17 protein-coding genes are annotated in these 18735 nt (G+C 57.0%); 8 read left to right on the top strand and 9 right to left on the bottom strand.

The window, feature by feature from the left end; genetic code table 11:
• The first annotated feature begins 151 nt into the window (after nucleotides 1-151).
• The 3 genes from HKD42_RS09525 (at nucleotide 152) to HKD42_RS09515 (ending at nucleotide 2689) form a co-directional block, all read left to right on the top strand.
• A complete protein-coding gene (locus tag HKD42_RS09525) occupies nucleotides 152-856 on the top strand; it encodes a Tim44/TimA family putative adaptor protein (protein ID WP_170012798.1) in 705 nt (234 codons plus the stop codon).
• Between the two features lie 82 nt (nucleotides 857-938).
• Nucleotides 939-2120: a murein transglycosylase A gene (gene mltA / locus HKD42_RS09520; RefSeq protein WP_170012796.1), complete on the top strand. Its 1182-nt coding sequence runs from the start codon at nucleotides 939-941 to the stop codon at nucleotides 2118-2120.
• Nucleotides 2117-2689, top strand: coding sequence for a Smr/MutS family protein (locus HKD42_RS09515; protein ID WP_170012794.1), 573 nt, complete (start codon nucleotides 2117-2119; stop codon nucleotides 2687-2689). Before mltA ends, HKD42_RS09515 begins: the two co-directional genes overlap by 4 nt.
• A gap of 6 nt (nucleotides 2690-2695) precedes the next feature.
• On the opposite strand, the gene ahpF is transcribed toward HKD42_RS09515, so the two are convergent.
• From ahpF to aroC, 3 genes are all read right to left on the bottom strand, one after another.
• Entirely contained in the window at nucleotides 2696-4294 is a 1599-nt protein-coding gene (gene ahpF, locus HKD42_RS09510; RefSeq protein ID WP_170012792.1) for an alkyl hydroperoxide reductase subunit F, read from the bottom strand.
• A 118-nt stretch (nucleotides 4295-4412) separates the two neighbouring features.
• Nucleotides 4413-4979: an alkyl hydroperoxide reductase subunit C gene (gene ahpC / locus HKD42_RS09505; RefSeq protein ID WP_170012790.1), complete on the bottom strand. Its 567-nt coding sequence runs from the start codon at nucleotides 4977-4979 to the stop codon at nucleotides 4413-4415.
• Between the two features lie 167 nt (nucleotides 4980-5146).
• Entirely contained in the window at nucleotides 5147-6214 is a 1068-nt protein-coding gene (gene aroC / locus HKD42_RS09500; protein WP_170012788.1) for a chorismate synthase, read from the bottom strand.
• A gap of 110 nt (nucleotides 6215-6324) precedes the next feature.
• On the opposite strand from aroC, the gene ruvA reads away from it, so the two are divergent.
• Nucleotides 6325-6927: a Holliday junction branch migration protein RuvA gene (gene ruvA / locus HKD42_RS09495; protein ID WP_170012786.1), complete on the top strand. Its 603-nt coding sequence runs from the start codon at nucleotides 6325-6327 to the stop codon at nucleotides 6925-6927.
• Between the two features lie 22 nt (nucleotides 6928-6949).
• Nucleotides 6950-7507 carry a DsrE family protein gene (locus tag HKD42_RS09490; RefSeq protein ID WP_170012784.1) on the top strand — a complete coding sequence of 186 codons (558 nt, stop codon included), beginning with the start codon at nucleotides 6950-6952 and terminating at the stop codon, nucleotides 7505-7507.
• Between the two features lie 184 nt (nucleotides 7508-7691).
• On the opposite strand, the gene HKD42_RS09485 is transcribed toward HKD42_RS09490, so the two are convergent.
• Nucleotides 7692-8066: a GIY-YIG nuclease family protein gene (locus HKD42_RS09485; protein WP_246236953.1), complete on the bottom strand. Its 375-nt coding sequence runs from the start codon at nucleotides 8064-8066 to the stop codon at nucleotides 7692-7694.
• A 17-nt stretch (nucleotides 8067-8083) separates the two neighbouring features.
• Here HKD42_RS09485 and ruvB point away from each other — a divergent pair, with 17 nt between their 5' ends.
• On the top strand, nucleotides 8084-9136 hold the full coding sequence (gene ruvB / locus HKD42_RS09480; protein ID WP_170012782.1) for a Holliday junction branch migration DNA helicase RuvB: 1053 nt from the start codon (nucleotides 8084-8086) through the stop codon (nucleotides 9134-9136).
• A gap of 595 nt (nucleotides 9137-9731) precedes the next feature.
• Here the strand turns inward: ruvB and HKD42_RS09475 are convergent.
• The 3 genes from HKD42_RS09475 to acnA form a co-directional block, all read right to left on the bottom strand.
• Nucleotides 9732-11555, bottom strand: a complete 1824-nt coding sequence (locus tag HKD42_RS09475) for a hypothetical protein (RefSeq protein WP_170012780.1) — start codon at nucleotides 11553-11555, stop codon at nucleotides 9732-9734.
• A gap of 186 nt (nucleotides 11556-11741) precedes the next feature.
• Nucleotides 11742-12296 (bottom strand): rhodanese-like domain-containing protein, encoded by a 555-nt coding sequence (locus HKD42_RS09470; RefSeq protein WP_170012778.1) that lies wholly within the window; start codon nucleotides 12294-12296, stop codon nucleotides 11742-11744.
• A 122-nt stretch (nucleotides 12297-12418) separates the two neighbouring features.
• Nucleotides 12419-15091 carry an aconitate hydratase AcnA gene (gene acnA / locus HKD42_RS09465; protein ID WP_170012776.1) on the bottom strand — a complete coding sequence of 891 codons (2673 nt, stop codon included), beginning with the start codon at nucleotides 15089-15091 and terminating at the stop codon, nucleotides 12419-12421.
• Between the two features lie 212 nt (nucleotides 15092-15303).
• On the opposite strand from acnA, the gene HKD42_RS09460 reads away from it, so the two are divergent.
• Nucleotides 15304-15486 (top strand): hypothetical protein, encoded by a 183-nt coding sequence (locus HKD42_RS09460; protein WP_170012774.1) that lies wholly within the window; start codon nucleotides 15304-15306, stop codon nucleotides 15484-15486.
• A gap of 6 nt (nucleotides 15487-15492) precedes the next feature.
• On the opposite strand, the gene HKD42_RS09455 is transcribed toward HKD42_RS09460, so the two are convergent.
• Nucleotides 15493-16419, bottom strand: coding sequence for a DMT family transporter (locus HKD42_RS09455; RefSeq protein ID WP_246236951.1), 927 nt, complete (start codon nucleotides 16417-16419; stop codon nucleotides 15493-15495).
• A 182-nt stretch (nucleotides 16420-16601) separates the two neighbouring features.
• Here HKD42_RS09455 and HKD42_RS09450 point away from each other — a divergent pair, with 182 nt between their 5' ends.
• Nucleotides 16602-17960 (top strand): L,D-transpeptidase family protein, encoded by a 1359-nt coding sequence (locus HKD42_RS09450; protein WP_170012772.1) that lies wholly within the window; start codon nucleotides 16602-16604, stop codon nucleotides 17958-17960.
• A 35-nt stretch (nucleotides 17961-17995) separates the two neighbouring features.
• Here the strand turns inward: HKD42_RS09450 and HKD42_RS09445 are convergent, their stop codons facing one another.
• Nucleotides 17996-18715, bottom strand: coding sequence for a murein L,D-transpeptidase catalytic domain-containing protein (locus HKD42_RS09445; protein WP_170012770.1), 720 nt, complete (start codon nucleotides 18713-18715; stop codon nucleotides 17996-17998).
• Nucleotides 18716-18735 lie beyond the last annotated feature (20 nt).

The raw sequence follows: 18735 nt of genomic DNA, 5'->3' as shown, positions 1-18735 counted from the left end.
CAGTCGCAACGTATCAGGTGCTTTGACAAGGGCGATGTATGTCCGAAAATTGCAAAAAATACGCTTATTTGCGTCACTTGGGGGCCGAATTGCCGCTTAAGGCGTTGTTCGTTTGTATTCAGGCCCTATTTAAGGCAAGAATATTAGTGAAATGCGGATAGCGCTTTCTATCCAGAAGAAACGGGACCTTATCGTGTCAGGACATATTGTCGAAATCGTCATCCTCGCAATGGTTGCAGCCTTTTTGGGTCTGCGCCTCTATTCCGTGCTGGGCCAACGCGCCGAGCATGAAGAGGAATCGATCCCGACCCGGTTGGACCAAAATGCTCAGGCACCCACCCCGAGCGCAACACCGCAACAGGCGCAGCCAGCCACCAATGTCCATCAATTCCCTGATGTATTGCCTGCGGTTGAGCGCGGCGTAAATGATATTGCATCGGCAGACCGCCGGTTTGATGTGACCAGCTTTATCGAGGGTGCCAAAGCCGCTTATGGTATGGTTCTTGAGGCGTTTTGGTCAGGTGATCGCGCGACGCTGAAAGAGCTGTGTGACGATGATGTCTATGAGAGCTTCGACGCTGCAATCACGGCCCGTGAAGAGGCTGGTCAAACACTCAATAACCGCTTGATCCGGATTGAAGAAACGGTGATTTCCAGCGCATCACTGGATGGAACGATGGCGCGCGTCGGTGTGCGTTTTGTGGCCGACATCGCCGCTGTAACCTATGATAAAGACGGCACAATGATTGCCGGTTCGTTGGATGATGCGATTGAAAGCCGGGATGTTTGGACATTTATGCGCGACGTCAAATCCACTGATGTGAATTGGTTGGTCGACGAGACCGACGAAGGGTAAGACTGGCGAAGTTTTAGACTGGCGAACGGTCAAGACTGGCGCGGATAAGACTGGCGCGTGTAAGACTGGGGGTAATCAGATAATGCGGCTGTTGACCGGATTGGCGAGTGCATTGCTGCTATCCGGCTGCGCCGGAATTGTTCCTAAATCGGCGGATCCCGTCCCGCCATCTTCTGGCGGTGAGGCGTTTACGTCTGCCATGATGGCTGGGGTCAAGGAAGGGCCATTTGTTTCTAGCCTGTCCATATCCCAAACAGATGCTGAAGCGGCGCTGAGGTCTTTCATCGAAAGTTGCCCGACATTGCTCCGGCGTGAGGATAAATCGGGGCTCACCCAGCCATCCGATTGGCAGAAAGCTTGCGCCGCCGCGCCGCGCAATCCCGGAACCGCAGACACTTTTTTCTCCGCATATTTTGAAACCGCTATTGTCGGTTCCGGCCAGGCTTTCGCTACCGGATATTTTGAACCGGAAATCGCCGGGTGCCGGACTCGCAAGCCGGGCTGTGAAGTGCCGGTTTATGCGCTGCCGGGTGATCTGATCCGCCAGTGGCCAGCGGACATGGCGCAGTCCGAACGGACGGGTCGCCCGCCGCTCGGCCGTATCAATGAGAACGGCGTATTCGTACCCTATTTTGAACGGTCAGAGATTGATGCTGGCGCGCTGGAAGGCCGCGGACTTGCCTTCGCTTGGGCAAAAGACCCGGTGGAAATGTTCTTCCTGCAGATCCAGGGTTCCGGTCGGCTCGCCCTGGATGATGGCGGGGTGATGCGGATTGGGTATGCCGGCCAGAACGGGCGCGGCTATACCGGCATAGGCGGAGTGATGCGCGAGCGGGGCTTACTGGGTGACGGCCCGGGGCAATATGCCGGATCGATGCAGGGCATCATGCAATATATCCGCGAGAATCCGCAAGACGGCAAAGAGCTGATGCATCTCAACAAAAGCTGGATTTTCTTCACTGAATTGACCGGTGATGGACCGCTGGGTTCGCTCGGTATTCCGGTGCGCCGCGAAAGCTCTGTTGCGGTTGATCCGCGTTTTGTACCCTATGGTGCGCCGGTATTCCTCGATCTGGACCGCAATATTGCGGACGGTTTGTGGATCGCACAGGATACAGGCGGGGCGATTAAGGGCCCCAACCGTTTCGACACATTCTGGGGCGCGGGCGAGGATGCACGAACGATTGCAGGCGGTATGAGCGGGCGCGGGCAAGCGTTGATCCTGTTACCACGCGGTACGGTTAAGCGCCTCAATAGCCAGTGAAGCTGCCACGTGGATTAACCGCTGAAGAGCAAGCCGCTTGGGCGCATTTAGCGTCTTCGGTCGACCCCTTGGCTGGCCGCACCCGGCCCAAAGTGGTGGCCGCTCCAGCTGGTCAGACGGCACCGCCGAAACCGGCCGCGCCCAAATTTACCAAAGTTGTCAGACCGCCGCCGCGCATGGTGCCTGTCCCGACACCGCCGCCCGGACCGCGAAGAATTGGGCATACCAGCCTCGATTCTCACTGGGATCGAAAACTGAAAAGCGGGTCGATCGCGCCTGATTACACACTCGATCTGCATGATCATTATCTGGATGCAGCGCATGACCGGCTGGAAAGCGGCCTGTCCCAAGCGCGCGCAATGGATGCCCGGCTGGTGCTGGTAATTACCGGTCGGCCGCGCCCGGTGGAGGCGGCGGATCGCGGGTCAAAGCGCGGCGTAATCCGGGCAAAATTGCTCGACTGGCTGGCTGCGGGCCCGCATGCAGATGCCATCGCCGCTATTCGCAAGGCGCACCGCAAGCATGGCGGCGAAGGCGCGGTCTATGTGGTGCTGCGGCGAAACCGCTAATCCACGTCAGTCTGCCGATTCAGTGGCAGCATTCTCCTCTGCCGGTTCCGTCCGGATCAGATAATCAAACGCACTCAGACCCGCTTTCGCGCCTTCACCTGCGGCAATGATGATCTGTTTATAGGGTACCGTGGTGACGTCGCCTGCTGCAAAAATACCCGGCACGTTTGTGGCGGCATGATCATCAATCACAATTTCGCCATGCGGGCTGAGCTCGATACCCGAACCCGCCAACCATTCGGTGTTCGGCACGAGGCCGATTTGCACGAACACGCCGTCCAGCTCGATTGTGCGTGTATCGCCCGTTTCACGGTCTTTATATGTCAGGCCGGATACTGTGTCCCCGTCACCAGTAATCTCGGTCGTTTGGGCGGAGGTGATAATCTCCACATTGGCGAAGCTGGCAACTTTGTCTTGCAATACTTGGTCGGCGCGCAAGGCATTGTCGAATTCGATAAGCGTGACGTGACCAACGATGTTGGCCAAATCAATTGCCGCTTCCACGCCTGAATTTCCGCCGCCGATGACAGCCACACGTTTGCCTTTGTACAACGGACCATCGCAATGCGGGCAGTAAGCGACACCCTTATTGCGGTAGCGTTCTTCGCCCGGCACGCCCAATTGCCGCCACCGTGCACCCGTCGACAGGATGATCGAGCGGGCTTTCAAAGACGCGCCAGTTGCCAGCTTGATTTCATGCAGCCCGCCCGGCTTACTTGCAGGTATAAGCTTTTCCGCTGAAACGCGGGTCATCACATCGACGGGATATTCGCCGACATGTTGTTCCATTTGCGCTGTCAGTTTGGGCCCTTCGGTATAGGGCGTTGAGATCCAGTTCTCGATCCCCATAGTATCCGTCAGCTGGCCGCCAAACCGTTCCGCTGCGATCCCGGTGCTAAACCCCTTGCGGACCGTGTAGATTGCCGCTGCCGCGCCGGCAGGACCGCCGCCTACCACCAACACTTCAAACGGTTTTTTATCTGACAGCTTCTTGGCATTGCGCGCATTTGCGCCGCTATCCAGTTTGCCGATAATATCCGCGACATCCATCCGGCCATTGGCGAAGGGTTCGCGGTCCTTGAAGATTGCCGGGACCGCCATCACCTGGCGGGATTCCACTTCGTCCTGGAACGCACCGCCTTCAATCAGAGTGGCCGAAATGCGCGGATTGAAGATCGCCATCAAGGTCAATGCCTGAACCACATCGGGGCAGTTCTGACAGCTGAGGGAGAAATACATCTCAAACGCATGGTCGCCGTCCAGCGCCGAAATTTGGTCGAGAATATCCTGCTCTACTTTTGGCGGATGGCCGCCAGCCCATAGCAGTGCCAGCACCAATGATGTGAATTCATGGCCCATTGGTAGCCCGGCAAAAGTTACCGCGGCATTGTGATCCGACGCCCGACGTATTTTGAAACTGGGGCTATGTGACGCGTTTCCATCAAAGGAAGCGGAAATCATATCATGCAGCGCTGCGATTTCTTCCAGCAACGCGCGTGTTTTGCGCGAATTTTCATCGTCGCCCAACGTACCGATCAGTTCAATCGGTTCACGCAAATTCGCGAGGTAAGTCTCTAGCTGTTGCTGCATCGACGCGCCGAGCATGGATAGTCTCCGTACATTACAAAAGAAGAGGCCCGGAACCGTTGGGAGGGGGAGGGGTGGTTCCGGGCCTTCAAAATGGCCGCAATCAGTTTGCGGCCAAGCCGTCTAAGGGTGACCCTTAGATTTTACCGACAAGATCAAGCGAAGGGGCCAAAGTGTCAGCGCCTTCTTCCCAAGCAGCAGGGCAAACCTGGCCGGGGTTGTTGCGGACATATTGTGCCGCTTTGATTTTACGGACCAGCTCACCAGCATTGCGGCCGACGCCTTCGCAGGTGATTTCCATAATTTGGATCACACCGTCGGGATCGACAACGAAAGTCGCGCGGTCGGCCAAGCCCATTTCTTCACGCAAAACGCCGAAATTGTTGGACAGTGTGTGCAGTTGGTCGCCCAAGAACGGATATTGGATCTTGCCGATTTTATCCGAAGTGTCGTGCCATGCTTTATGGCTGAAATGCGTGTCGGTTGACACGGCGTATACTTCCACGCCCATATCTTTCAGACCGGCATATTGGTTGTTCAGATCTTCCAATTCCGTCGGGCAGACGAATGTGAAGTCGGCTGGGTAGAAAAAGAATACCGCCCAATTGCCTTTCACATCGGCGTCAGTGACGTCGAAAAAGTCTTTACCAGCCTGAAAGGCGGTGGCTTTGAATGGCTTCAATGTGCTTCCGATAATACCCATGATATCTCCGTAAATTGGGTTGATCTGTTCAATGTTCGCTGCGCAAATAGGGATTGCTGCAGCGCAGTAAAACTGAGTGTTGCGATTGCTAACATCGGGAAAACCGATCAGTAGCCCCGCGGTTCCAAATTATTCTAATTATGGGTATATTTTACTGCTTGGGCACATCAGCCGCATTGTGCGCGGTGCAGCATTTTGTGATCGGCGAGCACCAGCGCCATCATCGCTTCCACCACTGGAGCGCCCCGGATACCAACGCAGGGGTCATGGCGGCCCTTGGTCATGATCTGGGTGTTTTCGCCATCCCGGCCAATAGTATCCACCGGAGTGAGGATTGAACTGGTTGGCTTGAAGGCGACACGGCACACAACCGGTTGGCCTGTCGAAATACCGCCTGCAATGCCGCCCGCGTGATTGGCTTCAAATTCAGGGCCGTTTTCGCCCGAACGCATGGCGTCGGCATTTTGCTCGCCCGATAGGCGCGCTGCGCCAAAGCCGTCGCCGATTTCAACACCTTTCACAGCATTGATGCTCATCATGCCCGCAGCAAGGTCGGCATCCAGCTTGGCATAGACAGGGGCGCCCCAACCGGCGGGAACGCCCGTGGCCACGCATTCGACCACAGCACCGAGCGATGACCCCGCCTTGCGGGCCGTATCGACCAGTGTTTCCCACCGCTTTGCCGCCGCCGGATCAGGACAGAAGAAGGGGTTGTTGGCAATTTCTGCGAAGTCGATCTGGCTGCGATCAATTTCATCATGGCCGATTTGACTGACATAGGCCGTCACAGTCACTTCGGGCATTGCCAGACGCGCCACGGCACCCGCGGCAACCCGTGCCGCTGTTTCCCGGGCAGAGCTGCGCCCACCGCCGCGATAATCACGGAAACCGTATTTCGCGTCATACGCGTAATCGGCATGGCCGGGACGGTATGCTTTGGCGACGTCTGAATAATCCTTGCTGCGCTGGTCCACGTTCTCGATCATCAAGGAGATCGGCGTGCCGGTCGTCTTGCCTTCGAACACGCCTGACAGAATCCGCACTTGGTCGGGCTCTTTGCGCTGGGTCGTAAATTTTGACTGACCCGGACGGCGTGCATCCAGAAACGGTTGAATATCCTCTTCGCTCAATCCCAGCCCCGGCGGGCACCCGTCCAGCACGGCGCCCAGTGCAGGGCCGTGGCTTTCGCCCCAGGTGGTGAATCGCAAGATGCGGCCAAATGTGTTCCAGCTCATGCTGGCAGCCATGTCTCAACTGTGGGCCGCTGTCCAGAATGGCTTGCTTTGGGCTGGACCAAGAGGAGCTTTCGGCGCAAGAACAAACCATGCCCAAGGGAAATGATTAAATGATCGCAAAGTTAAAGGGTCTGCTCGACGAAACCGGCACGGATTGGGCGGTGATTGATGTGCAGGGCGTGGGCTATCTCGTCCATTGTTCCACCAAAACACTGGCTGCCATGGGGGAAGTGGGAGAGGCCTGTACGATCTATACCGACCTACAAGTCAGTGAGAATGATATGCGCCTGCTCGGCTTTGCCGATGCGGCGGAGCGTGACTGGTTCCGCTTGCTCAACCAAGTGCAAGGGGTGGGCAGCAAGGTGGCACTGGCGATCCTGTCGGCTCTGTCGACTGCCGAAGTCCAGACGGCCTGCGCCAATGGTGATGCCGGGATGGTGTCGCGGGCCAATGGTGTCGGCCCCAAGCTGGCAGGCCGGATCGTGAATGAGCTCAAGGATAAAGCGGGCGCGCTACCGGCTTCGGCTGGCGGCGCGGCGGTTGCCATCACTCCGGCTGGCGGTGCCAGTGCGGATGCGGTTTCAGCGCTGGAAAACTTGGGCTTCAAACCGCTTGTGGCGGCGCGCGCAGTGGCGGCGGCGCAAAGCGAGTTGGGTGATGGTGCCAGCGATAGCGATTTGATCAGAGTCGCGCTAAAACGGGCAGCCGGATAAGGTGCTGGTGATGGAGAATGTGATGAAATTTCTGATGGTCTTGGCCGCGTTGGTGTTTGCGGTTCCGGCAGCTGGGCAGGATATGTCAGCCTTCAAAACGGGGCCTGTGTTTGAAGGTTTCGGGCCGCATGCTCCGGTGGACGGGATGGGGGAAGTTCCTGCCGATACCGAGTTTTCGATTGCCTTTGATGTGGCAAAGGGTGCCAGTGATGGGGCCCGCAATCGCGGCTTTGAAAGCGCGGCGCGGTTCATCAACATGCATGTCGCGGCGGGCGTTGATCAGGACAATATCCGGCTGGTGGTGGTGGTCCACGGCAAGGCGTCGCTCGATTTGATCAGCGATGCGGCGTGGGCCGCACGGCAACCTGCGGGTGAAGAGGAAGAAGCGCCTGACAATCCCTCTGCGGCGATGGTCCGCGCCATGATGGATGCTGGCGTGCGTTTCGTGCTGTGCGGCCAAAGCGGGACCGCCAATGGCATCGCGCAAGCGGACCTTATTCCGGGCGTTGAAACCGCTCTGTCGGCCATGACCGCCCACGCAATTCTGCAACAACGCGGCTACACGGTGAACCCGTTTTGAGCCGACGGTGAGTCCCAACCTCTCTCTTCGTCACCCTGAACTTGTTTCAGGGTCCAGCTCGCGTCTGGGGCCGGTGCTTTCAGAAGGTGCGGGTACTTTGCAACCTTGTTCTTCACGATCGGCAACTGAGCGTCCGGTGAAATGGACCCTGAAACAAGTTCAAGGTGACACAGTCGGAAGCAAGTCAGGGCTTCGAAGGCTTCGTGCCTACGGGCGAAAGCCCCAGTCCCGGAGCCAAATCATGCCAATCGGGGTTTTCGCTCTCGATCAGATTGATCTTCCATTGCCGGTGCCATCGTTTCAATTGCTTTTCTCGTGCAATGGCCCGCAACATGTCTCCGAACAACTCGTATCTGACCAAGTGGGCAACGCCATACCGGCTGGTGAAGCCAGGAGCGCTGCCAGTACGGTGTTTGTGGAGCCTGCCGACCAGATCGGAGGTCACACCAATATACAGCGTACCGCGCGGCTTGCTGGCAAGGATGTAGGCGCAAGGCTGTCTCTCGAACCGCATAAAACTGAGCGTGCCGGTAAATTGATGCTGAAACAAGTTCAGCATGACGGTAGAGAACTGTAGTGACCGATAACCCAGACCTTTCCCCCGAGCGCCAGCCGGAAGATCATGACGCGGCTTTGCGGCCCAAGTCGCTGACCGAATTTATCGGGCAGGAGGCGGCGCGCGATAATTTGCGGGTGTTTGTCGAGGCGGCGAAATCTCGGGGGGAGGCGATGGACCATGTGTTGTTCTTCGGCCCGCCGGGGCTGGGCAAGACCACGTTGGCGCAGATTGTCGCGAAAGAGCTGGGGGCTGGCTTCCGCGCTACGTCTGGTCCCGTTATCGCCAAGGCAGGCGATCTCGCGGCATTGCTGACCAATCTGGAAGAAGGCGATGTCCTGTTCATTGACGAGATTCACCGGCTCAATCCCGTGGTGGAGGAAGTGCTCTATCCCGCGATGGAGGACCGCGCGCTCGATATTATTATCGGTGAAGGGCCATCGGCGCGCAGCGTGCGGATTGATTTGCCGCCCTTTACTTTGGTCGGGGCAACCACGCGGCAGGGGTTGCTGACCACGCCATTGCGTGACCGGTTCGGCATCCCGGTACGGCTGAATTTCTATACCGAGGACGAATTGGAGCAAGTCGTCGCGCGCGGCGCGCGGTTGCTCGATATGGATATTGACCGCGCGGGCGCCCGCGAGATCGCGCGCCGCGCGAGGGGCACGCCGCGCGTGGCCGGTCGCTTGATGCGACGGGTACGTGACTTTGCTTCGGTTGCTGGTGACGGTGTGGTAACCGCCAAGATTGCGGATGAGGCATTGACCCGTTTGGAAGTGGACCGGCTGGGGCTCGACGCGATGGACCGGCGCTATCTGAATATGATTGCAGGCATTTATAAGGGCGGACCCGTAGGCGTAGAGACGCTGGCAGCCGGCCTTTCCGAACCGCGCGATACGATTGAGGAGGTGGTCGAGCCTTTCTTAATACAATTGGGTTTGGTCGCCCGCACAGCGCGCGGAAGGTGCCTAAATGATGCCGGTTGGGAGCATTTAGGGCTCGATATTCCACAATTGCGAAGTGATTCGGGTGATTCGGACCGTCAAACCGGTTTGTTTGATCCAAAAGGTTAAGATCGCAGAAGGGTTTGGCTCACGTTCGGTTCCATTGTGGGACAACTCGCCGAATCGTGAGGATTTGCGGACAAAAAAATCGCCTCAACTCAAAAATTGATGGTTAATTTGATTGCTGGTTAACCGGTGTGGGCGTCTTGTGGGTGGACAGGGATTTGAATGGAGGCGGACCCGCTGCCTTCCAAACATCCCCACAGAATAAACAAGAGAGTTCGCCCATGTCGGTAAAAATGGCCCTTGCGAAATTGTCTGCGACTGCAGCAGGCGGAGCGCTTCTAGCTGGTGGTGCAGTGCACGTTGCTGAGACACCCATAACGGATGCACCGTCCTATAAGTCGTCGAAAAGCGTCAAAGCGCAGCCCATCCGGTATATTAAAGAGCGCCCCAAAGCGAAGCGCCGCGTCACCACACAAGTGGTACCGCGCCAACGCCGCATTGTTCGTCAGGTTACGGAATGCCAGCCTGTCGGCCCTGGCGGCGTAATCGCGCACAGCCAAACGCACAGTCAAGTTGGCGCACACGCGGGTAGTGCAGCCTATGCGAACGGCCAATATGTTTCTGGCCAAGTTGCCCAAGTGGATGGCTGCGCACCAGCTTACCAAATGGCACTTGCCGCAATCCCAGCTCCTTTCACACCTCCTCCACAGCCACCCATCACGGGTAGCGGCGGCAGCGGCGTAACTGTCATTGGCGGCAGTGGCGGCTTCGGCGGCGGTTTCGGTGGCGGCTTCTTCGGCGGCTTCTTCGGCGGCGGCGGCGGTGGTGGCGGCTCGGGCGGCAGCGTTGTTGTCAGCTCGACCACAACCACATCAGGCGGCAGCTCATCTACTTCAGGTGGCTCTACATCAGGCGGATCGACTTCGACCTCTGGCGGTTCTACTTCGACAGGTGGCAGTTCTTCATCCACTGGCGGCGTGACGTCTACTACTGGGGGTAGTTCGACCGGAGGCAGCTCGACTGGTGGCAGTTCCACCGGCGGTAGCTCCAGCTCGACATCAACCTCTGGCGGCACAACGTCAGACGGCGGTACGTCGGGTAACACCAGCGGAAGCACGACAACAACGACAACCACCACAACGACAAGCGGTAACAGCACGTCGACAACCAGTGGTAATACGTCGACGACGACCAGCACGAGTGGCAACACTTCCACCAGCGGCAACACATCAACGTCGACCACCAGTGGTAACAACACATCGACAACAAGCGGTAATACCTCGACATCGACGACAAGTGGTAACAACACGTCGACTACGACCGGCGGCAACACCTCTACGTCGACCACGAGTGGCAATACGACATCAACCACCAGTGGTAACACGTCGACTACGACCGGCGGCAACACCAGCACGTCGACCACTAGTGGCAACACCACGACAAGCGGTAACACGTCGACATCTACTACGAGCGGCAATACCAGCACGACAACCAGCACTGGCGGTAACACAACGACCACCACCAGCACTGGCGGCAACACCACCACTACCAGCGGCGGCTCGTCATCCTCGTCAAGCAGCTCGTCTTCTTCAAGCTCCAGCTCCAGCTCCAGCTCCAGCTCCAGCTCGTCTTCTTCGGGCGGCAGCAGCTCTGGCGGTAACACAACGTCGGGTGGTAACACATCTGGCGGAAATACCAGCGGCGGTTCGGGCAGTTCATCAAGCTCTAGCTCTTCCAGCTCAAGCTCTAGCTCGTCTTCTTCGGGTGGCAGCAGCTCCGGCGGTAACACCACCAGCGGTGGTAATACCTCCAGCGGTGGCAGCGGTTCCAGCAGCAGCTCGTCTTCTTCGAGCAGCTCTTCCAGCTCTAGCTCGTCGTCAGGCGGCAGCGGTGGTAACACCTCTGGTGGCAGCAACGGATCAAGCGGTTCTTCATCTTCCAGCGGCTCGTCAAGCTCTAGCTCGTCTTCGGGCGGCAGCGGCGGCAACACCTCTGGTGGAAGCAACGGCTCAAGTGGCTCATCTTCATCGAGCAGCTCATCCAGCTCTAGCTCCAGCTCGTCTTCTTCGGGCGGTAGCACTGGCGGCACCAACGGCGGCACTACTACGACTACGGGTGGTTCTTCCGGTTCGAGCAGTTCATCAAGTTCTGGCTCGTCAAGCGGTAGCTCGTCTACTTCGGGCGGAAGCAACGGATCAAGTGGTTCGTCGTCGTCTTCCGGTAGCAGCTCTTCCTCGTCATCGGGCTCTAGCTCTACTTCGGGCGGTGCGACATCAAGCGGTGCCACTTCTAGCGGTGCAACTTCGAGCGGAGCGACTTCTACCGGCTCAACCTCGGGCAGCTCTTCGACTTCAGGGTCTTCGAGCTCGTCCACCTCAGGCGGTACGTCGGGCATTATCACAACCTCGACCAGCAGCTCGTCAACTTCGAGCAGCAGCTCTTCGTCGACATCATCCAGCACCACTGGCGGTAATACTACCACCAGCACTGGCGGAACACCGGTACCGGCACCGCCAATGATGATCCTGTTCGGCCTTGCGGCAGCAGCGGTTCTGGGACGTAAGAAATTAAAGCTGAAAAAAGCGGCCTAACGCCACCTTTTTCGGAACTTCAAACTAGGGCGGTCCAGCAATGGGCCGCCCTTTTTCTTTGTCTTAACTGCTGCGTCTTAACTGCTGTGGGGGTCCGGCTTTGTGATTTCCGTCGCTTGCTGCGGAAACAGGGGCTGTGCCACCCAGTCGACATCCTTGGTCGATACGATATCGGCCAGTTCCCACACATTGTTATAGCCATAGCCATGCAGGTTGATGAAGGTCGGGATGTTGAGCGCCAAAGGTGCGGCTTTCAGCCGGATCGGCTGCTGGTTGTCGCTGAAATTATTGTTGCAATAGATCAGAATGGGTCTGCCAGTATCCGTGCCAAGGACGTTGCGGAGCTTGTCGGCAGTAAATTCGGAGAAGGGTAGGTTTATCGCCCGCTCAAGATGTCCCAAACGGAACGCTTCGGCAGATCGTGTATCCAGAATGATCGCACCTGCTTCCCGCGCTTTGGCTTGGAAAGCCGCGAGATCAATCAGATGCGCCTGGCGTGTTTCCTGCAGAGTGATCGTCAATTCGACAAATCCGTCATAGTCGATCTGCGGATTGTCGCTGTCTTGCGCTGTAGCTGCCGGTGCAATGCCGAGCAGACTGACGGCCGCCATCGTCACGAGTGTCTTACGCATATTCGTTCCTCCACGATCCGGGACCGGGCTGAAACTGCGCCTGCTGCGCTGTATCGCGGCTGAATACAAAAAGGGCTCCGCCGCAGCGGAGCCCCCTAGGATTATTGCAAATGACCGGTTCTTTACGAAGCCAGATTCCGCAGAACATATTGGAGGATACCGCCATTGCGGTAATATTCCATTTCGTTTGCAGTATCGATCCGGCACTGCGCAGTGAAGCTGAACTCTGTGCCATCTGCACGCGTTACTGCCACTTCTACGTCTTGCCCCGGCGTCAAATCTGCCAGCCCTTTGATCGTGAAGCTTTCATCACCGGTGAGGCTCAATGTCTCACGCGTATCGCCGCCTTTGAATTGCAGCGGAAGAACGCCCATGCCGACCAAGTTGGAACGGTGGATACGCTCGAAGCTTTCGACGATAACCATGCGGACACCCAGCAGGATGGTCCCCTTGGCTGCCCAGTCACGGCTGGACCCTGTGCCATATTCTTTACCGCCAATGACCACCAATGGTGTGCCGTCGGCTTTGTGTTTCATGGCAGCATCATAAATGGCCATCTGTTCGCCATTATACGTGGTGTATCCGCCTTCAACGCCAGGAACCATTTCGTTCTTGATCCGGATATTGGCGAATGTGCCGCGCATCATGACTTCGTGATTGCCGCGGCGGCTGCCGTATGAGTTGAAGTCTGCCTTAGCGACCTGATTGCTCATCAGATATTCGCCGGCCGGGCTATCTTCTTTAATCGCGCCTGCGGGGCTGATGTGATCGGTTGTGACCGAGTCCCCCAAAACCGCGAGCGGTTTGGCGTCGATAATATCCATGATCGGGGCAGGGGTCATTTCCATGCCGTCGAAATAGGGCGGGTTGGCGACATAGGTGCTGCCGGGGCGCCACTGATATGTGTCGCTGCCAACCACGTTGATCGCTTGCCAATGCTCGTCGCCTTTATACACGTCGGCATAACGATCTTCGAACATCTTGCGGTCAATCGCGCCTGAACGGATTGTCGCAATTTCATCATTGCTCGGCCAGACATCCTTCAAGAACACATCATTGCCATCCTGGTCTTGGCCCAGCGGCGTAGTGGTGATGTCTTCTGTGACGGTGCCTTTCAGTGCGTAGGCAACGACCAGCGGCGGTGAAGCAAGGAAGTTCGCGCGAACATCCGGAGATACGCGGCCTTCAAAGTTGCGGTTACCGGACAGGACCGATGCCGCAACGATGTCATTGCCGTTGATGGCTTTGCTGATCGGCGGCGCCAGCGGGCCGGAGTTACCGATACAGGTGGTGCAGCCATAGCCAACCAAGTCAAAGCCGATTTGATCCAACTCGCTTTGAAGGCCCGCCTTGATCAGATAATCGGTAACCACTTGGGATCCCGGCGCGAGGCTGGTTTTCACCCATGGTTTAGGCTTCAGGCCTTTTTCATTGGCTTTCTTGGCAACAAGACCAGCCGCGATAAGCACATCAGGGTTGGATGTGTTGGTGCAGCTGGTGATCGCTGCAATCACCACGTCACCATCGCCAATATCATGATCTTTACCGTCAACCGGGGTGCGAACCGGTCCCGCTTTCTTATAAGTGGTTTTAAGATCATTATTGAACAGCTCGTCCACTTCGGGAAGGATAACCTTATCTTGCGGGCGCTTTGGTCCGGCAAGCGATGGCACAACCGATGCAACATCCAGTTCCAGCGTGTTGGTGAAGACAGGTTCGTTTTCAGGAGTGAACCACATGCCCTGTTCTTTGGCATAGGCTTCTACCAAGGCGATGTCTTCTTCAGGGCGGCCGGTCAGGCGCATATAGTCGAGTGTCTTGTCATCGACGCCGAAGAAACCGCAAGTTGCGCCGTATTCCGGGGCCATGTTCGCGATGGTTGCGCGGTCAGCCAATGTGAGCGTAGCGACGCCTGGGCCGTAAAATTCAACAAAGCGGCCAACCACGCCCACTTCGCGGAGCATTTGCACGCAGGTCAGAACCAAATCGGTGGCGGTTACGCCTTCAGCCATTTTCCCGGTGAGTTTGAAGCCAACGACTTCGGGGACCAGCATGGAAACAGGCTGGCCGAGCATCGCCGCTTCCGCTTCGATCCCGCCAACACCCCAGCCCAGCACGCCCAGACCATTGATCATGGTGGTGTGGCTGTCCGTACCAACGCAGGTATCGGGATAGGCTACGGTCGCACCGCTTGCGTCATTTGTTGACCAAACGCCGCGGCCGATATGCTCCAAGTTCACCTGATGACAGATGCCTGTACCCGGAGGAACAGCGGAGAAGTTCTCAAAGCTTTTGGAACCCCATTTCAGGAAGTCATACCGCTCTGCATTGCGGGCATATTCAAGCTCAACGTTCTTTTCGAACGCTTTCGGGTGGCCAAATTCGTCCACCATTACAGAGTGGTCGATCACCAAATTGACCGGAACCTGCGGGTTGATTTTTGCCGTGTCACCGCCAAGCTTTGCAATCGCGTCCCGCATTGCAGCCAAATCGACGACACATGGTACGCCGGTGAAGTCTTGCAGCAGAACACGTGCCGGGCGGTATTGGATTTCGTTGCCGGTCTTCGGGTCTTTCTGCCAATCAGCGATGCCCTGAATGTCATCAGTGGAAACAGTAAAGCCGCCATCCTCAAACCGCAGCAGGTTTTCCAGCAGAACCTTCATCGAAAATGGAAGTTTGCTGACGTCACCGATGGTTTCGGCTGCTTTGTTGAGCGAGTAATAGGCGTATTCTTTGCCCCCCACTGTCATAGTGCTGCGGGTTCCGAGCGTGTCCTTACCGACCTGGGTCATTGAGCGGGGTTCCTTCTATGGGTGGGCCCGCGCTGGTCCCCGGCATTTAGCGGGTCAAAGCAGCAGGCGATTGTCTGACCGCGCACCTGCGCTTTCACGGGCGTTTGGTCAAGAGTTTCGGGCTATTTCGGCGCGATTCACGGCTTGTTTCATCATTTTACTAGGGCCAAGCGGCGCCTTTGGTTAACAGCTGGTCAACAAAGGCGGAACAAATGCCAATCGCAGGGGTGACTATGGATCGGGAAGAACAAAAAACACAGCAATCATTGCAGCAATTGCGCATGGGCATTTTGGGCGCGGTGACGGCAGTCGTTCTGTGCTTCGGTGCAGCAGCGGCATTTGCTGGTGATCCCGCAGACGCAATTGCCCAAGACGCCGTTCAAACTGCCGGCTAAGCTCTTTTAAATCGCTGTTTGCTCTGTCTTGGCCAGTGCTGGACCGGGCCGCGCAGCAATCCAGCATCCCACCACAATCAACGCCGTGCCTATCAGCGCGGTGAATGTTATGGTTTCTTGGAAGAACAGCCAGCCGAACAGTCCGGCCCATAAGAACCCGGTATATTCCATTGGCACCAATATCTGCGCTTGGGCGCGGGCATAGGCCCAAGTCAGCACCATTGACCCGCATATGGTCAAAACGGACGCCGCCGCAATATCGGTAAACACGGGCAGGGCAGGGATCGTCAGAAACCACGGGGCCGCCAGCAACAAGATCACGCAGCCCACCCCGCTATGGAATGTGGTCGCCTCCATCGGGCTTGATACCAGTGCTTGCTTGCGGATGATGATAAAGTTCCAAGCATAGAGCGTGGCGGAAAAAAGCAGCGCCGCCAAACCTTTGAGCGTTTCTGTATCATACTCAGCCGCGCCCAGGCGGCTGCCAACGATGATCAGAGATCCAGCGAAACCCAATACAGAAGCAGCAATCGCCTCCCGCCGGATTTCTTCGCCCAGCAAGATCGCCGCCAAGTACAGGGCAATCAGCGGCGCGATAAATGAGATCGCGATAGCCTCTGCAATGGGAAGTTTGGTCAGGGCATAAAAGAAGCTCAGCGCCATAAAAGCGGAAACAGTTCCGCGTAGCATATGGAGCCGCAATACATCACGCTGTGGCCACTGCCCTCCGCGGCCCAGCCAAACGGGCGTAATAAGAACTGCGGCGATCGCGGAACGAAAGACAGCGGCACTGTAGGCCCCCGCTGCCAGCGCTGCGCCTTTCATAAAGGCATCCATCAATGATAAGAAACCCACGCCCATAAGCGCCGCCAACATGGGCAATAAGATGCGTTTATCGGGCATTTTGCAGCGGTATAGGTTCTGCAAAGCCATCCGTCACCCGCGCCCGGTTCAAAAACTGCCGGAAATTCAGCCTTCAGACAGGCATCATGGTTGATGGCGGGTTTATGTTAAGGCACAAGGGTGCCGCGCCGGTTGCGGCGAGTATATTGGTGGGACGCACAGTGAATACGAAATTGATTTCTAAGCGAGTAATCCAGGTTTCTCTTCTGGCAATGGTTGGCGCAGCTTTGCCGGCCCATTTGGCTGCGCAAAGCGAGTCTGTTGCAAGCCAACCCGAAAACCTGCTCCCGCAAAACCCGGAAATCCAGCAGGAAACGGTTGAAGTGGCAGCGGATGCAGTCATTTCTGACCCGGTGACGGCGGCCATCGACGACATGGCCGAGCCGGAACAGCCCGGACTTCAAAGTTGGGATTTGGACAATGCGCGCGCGCTTGCAGCGATTATCGAAGGCATTGGTACTGATGGTCTCAAGCCGGCCGATTATAATCTAACGGGTTTGCGGGCAGCGATCGCTGGTGGTGCTGACGCGGATTTGAATGCTGTTGCAACGCAATCCTTTGCCTTCCTCGTTGAAGATCTTCGTGATGGCAGAACGCCGATGAATGCGCGTAAGCAGTGGTTCGTGCTTGATCCCGATGTGGATCGGTACCCGACCGAGCGTTTGATGGCAGATGCATTGGCAAGCGGCGACATGGCCGGCACTCTGGCCCGGATTATGCCCGAACACCCCGACTATTTCCGGTTGAAGGAAGAACTTGGAAAAACGGAAGCCGGCACCAAGCGGTATAAGCTGATCCAAGCCAATATGGATCGTTGGCGGTGGCTGGCGCGCGATCTGGGCAGTCAATATTTGATGACCAATGTGCCGGAATATCAATTGCGACTAACCGTCAATGACAAGATCATTCGTACCTATCGGACCGTGGTTGGTAAGCCTGGCCGCACGGCGACGCCGCAAATTGCAGAAAGCGTTGAAGGCGTAATTTTCAATCCGACGTGGACCGTGCCGCAATCCATTGTGAAAGGCGAAGGGTTGGGCGCGCGGGTGCTTAACAATCCGGCTTGGGCGCGCCGCGCGGGCTACAAAGCCACGAAACACGCCAATGGCTGGGTTTCGGTCGTGCAGCAGCCCGGGCCCAATAATTCGCTTGGCTTGATGAAGCTCGACATGCCCAATCGCCATGCAATTTTCTTCCATGACACGCCGTCGCGGCACTTATTCAAAAATGCTCGCCGTGCTTTGAGCCATGGCTGCATTCGTACCGAACGCGCGACCGAGCTGGCCATCACGATGGCCATTTTGCAAGGCGGGCTTACCGCTGACGAGAGTGTCGCGAAGCTAAAATCGGGCAAATACACCAAAGTCGGTTTCGAGAAGACCATGCCCGCTTACATCACCTATTTCACGATGGCGCAGAATATCGAAGGCGAGCTGACGACCTTCTCTGACATTTACGGACGTGATCCAGCAGTTCTGGACAGCTTTGAAGCGCCCCGCGTGCCGAACCGTGAACGGGTGACGGGTGAACAGATCATTCCGATCGAGAATGATCCGCGCGATATAGTGTAAATATCGGGCCTGCTATTGGCCCGAACTATGTGCGGCTAGAAAACACCGGGATTGGCTTGTTCGATCCCGGTGGGCAGATCGCGTTGCAGAATTTTTAGATCGGCGGGTGCTTCTGTCGTTGGCGGTGGGGCGATCTCTCCATTTTCCAGAAGCCCCAGGCTGTCTGCGTGCAAGACGCGCCCTCCGCCAAGCTTCAGCAAAGCGACTTTGAAATCGGCATCACCCATTGCAAAGCAGCCGTTTGACCGGCCCAATCGGCCCCACCGTTCCAGATGCGATTTCTCTGCATAGCGCGCGCGGTGCATCACAATCGCCCGGTCAAGTGCGTTGGAATTGCTTTCCTCCAACCCGTCTAGCCGGATCGAAGTGCCGTACCGGCCGGTGTACCAGCCATAGGTCGCGTAGCTGCCTTTGCTGGTACAATGCGATCCGTGCGTGTTGGAAAACCAATTGAGCCAGCCATCATGTTCGGGATCGGACCCGTCACCATGGCTGACCAAGAATGATTCAACGGTCCCGGCTTCCATATTGACGAAGTGAAAACGGGGTTCGGAGGATCGCAGTCCGAAATCCGCGATCCCGACATAGTCAGAGCGCCACAGCTTATCGCCCGCTTTGGCCTGTGCCCGTTTGGCAATTTCAGCCAGCTTCGCGTTCCGGGCAGGCCCGACACGCGGCTGCGCGGCAATTGGTGCCGGTAAAGCCAAGGCCGCGCCAATGGCAGCGGAACGAGTGAGGAGATCGCGTCTATTCATATTGGCACCATACATAACAG

This window comes from Pontixanthobacter rizhaonensis, from assembly GCF_012972675.1.
In the GTDB taxonomy this organism is placed as follows: domain Bacteria; phylum Pseudomonadota; class Alphaproteobacteria; order Sphingomonadales; family Sphingomonadaceae; genus Pontixanthobacter; species Pontixanthobacter rizhaonensis.
Note: the sequence above shows the minus strand (reverse complement) of the source record. Positions and strands in the feature narration are given on the sequence as shown.

Coding starts and splice junctions, on each gene's coding strand:
- mltA (WP_170012796.1), top strand. CDS start 939: ATGCGGCTGTTGACCGGATTGGCGAGTGCATTGCTGCTATCCGGCTGC.
- acnA (WP_170012776.1), bottom strand. CDS start 15,091: ATGACCCAGGTCGGTAAGGACACGCTCGGAACCCGCAGCACTATGACA.
- HKD42_RS09460 (WP_170012774.1), top strand. CDS start 15,304: ATGCCAATCGCAGGGGTGACTATGGATCGGGAAGAACAAAAAACACAG.
- HKD42_RS09485 (WP_246236953.1), bottom strand. CDS start 8,066: ATGCTGAACTTGTTTCAGCATCAATTTACCGGCACGCTCAGTTTTATG.
- HKD42_RS09490 (WP_170012784.1), top strand. CDS start 6,950: ATGAAATTTCTGATGGTCTTGGCCGCGTTGGTGTTTGCGGTTCCGGCA.
- HKD42_RS09455 (WP_246236951.1), bottom strand. CDS start 16,419: ATGGCTTTGCAGAACCTATACCGCTGCAAAATGCCCGATAAACGCATC.
- HKD42_RS09525 (WP_170012798.1), top strand. CDS start 152: ATGCGGATAGCGCTTTCTATCCAGAAGAAACGGGACCTTATCGTGTCA.
- HKD42_RS09470 (WP_170012778.1), bottom strand. CDS start 12,296: ATGCGTAAGACACTCGTGACGATGGCGGCCGTCAGTCTGCTCGGCATT.
- HKD42_RS09445 (WP_170012770.1), bottom strand. CDS start 18,715: ATGAATAGACGCGATCTCCTCACTCGTTCCGCTGCCATTGGCGCGGCC.
- aroC (WP_170012788.1), bottom strand. CDS start 6,214: ATGAGCTGGAACACATTTGGCCGCATCTTGCGATTCACCACCTGGGGC.
- ruvA (WP_170012786.1), top strand. CDS start 6,325: ATGATCGCAAAGTTAAAGGGTCTGCTCGACGAAACCGGCACGGATTGG.
- ahpF (WP_170012792.1), bottom strand. CDS start 4,294: ATGCTCGGCGCGTCGATGCAGCAACAGCTAGAGACTTACCTCGCGAAT.
- HKD42_RS09450 (WP_170012772.1), top strand. CDS start 16,602: ATGGTTGGCGCAGCTTTGCCGGCCCATTTGGCTGCGCAAAGCGAGTCT.
- ahpC (WP_170012790.1), bottom strand. CDS start 4,979: ATGGGTATTATCGGAAGCACATTGAAGCCATTCAAAGCCACCGCCTTT.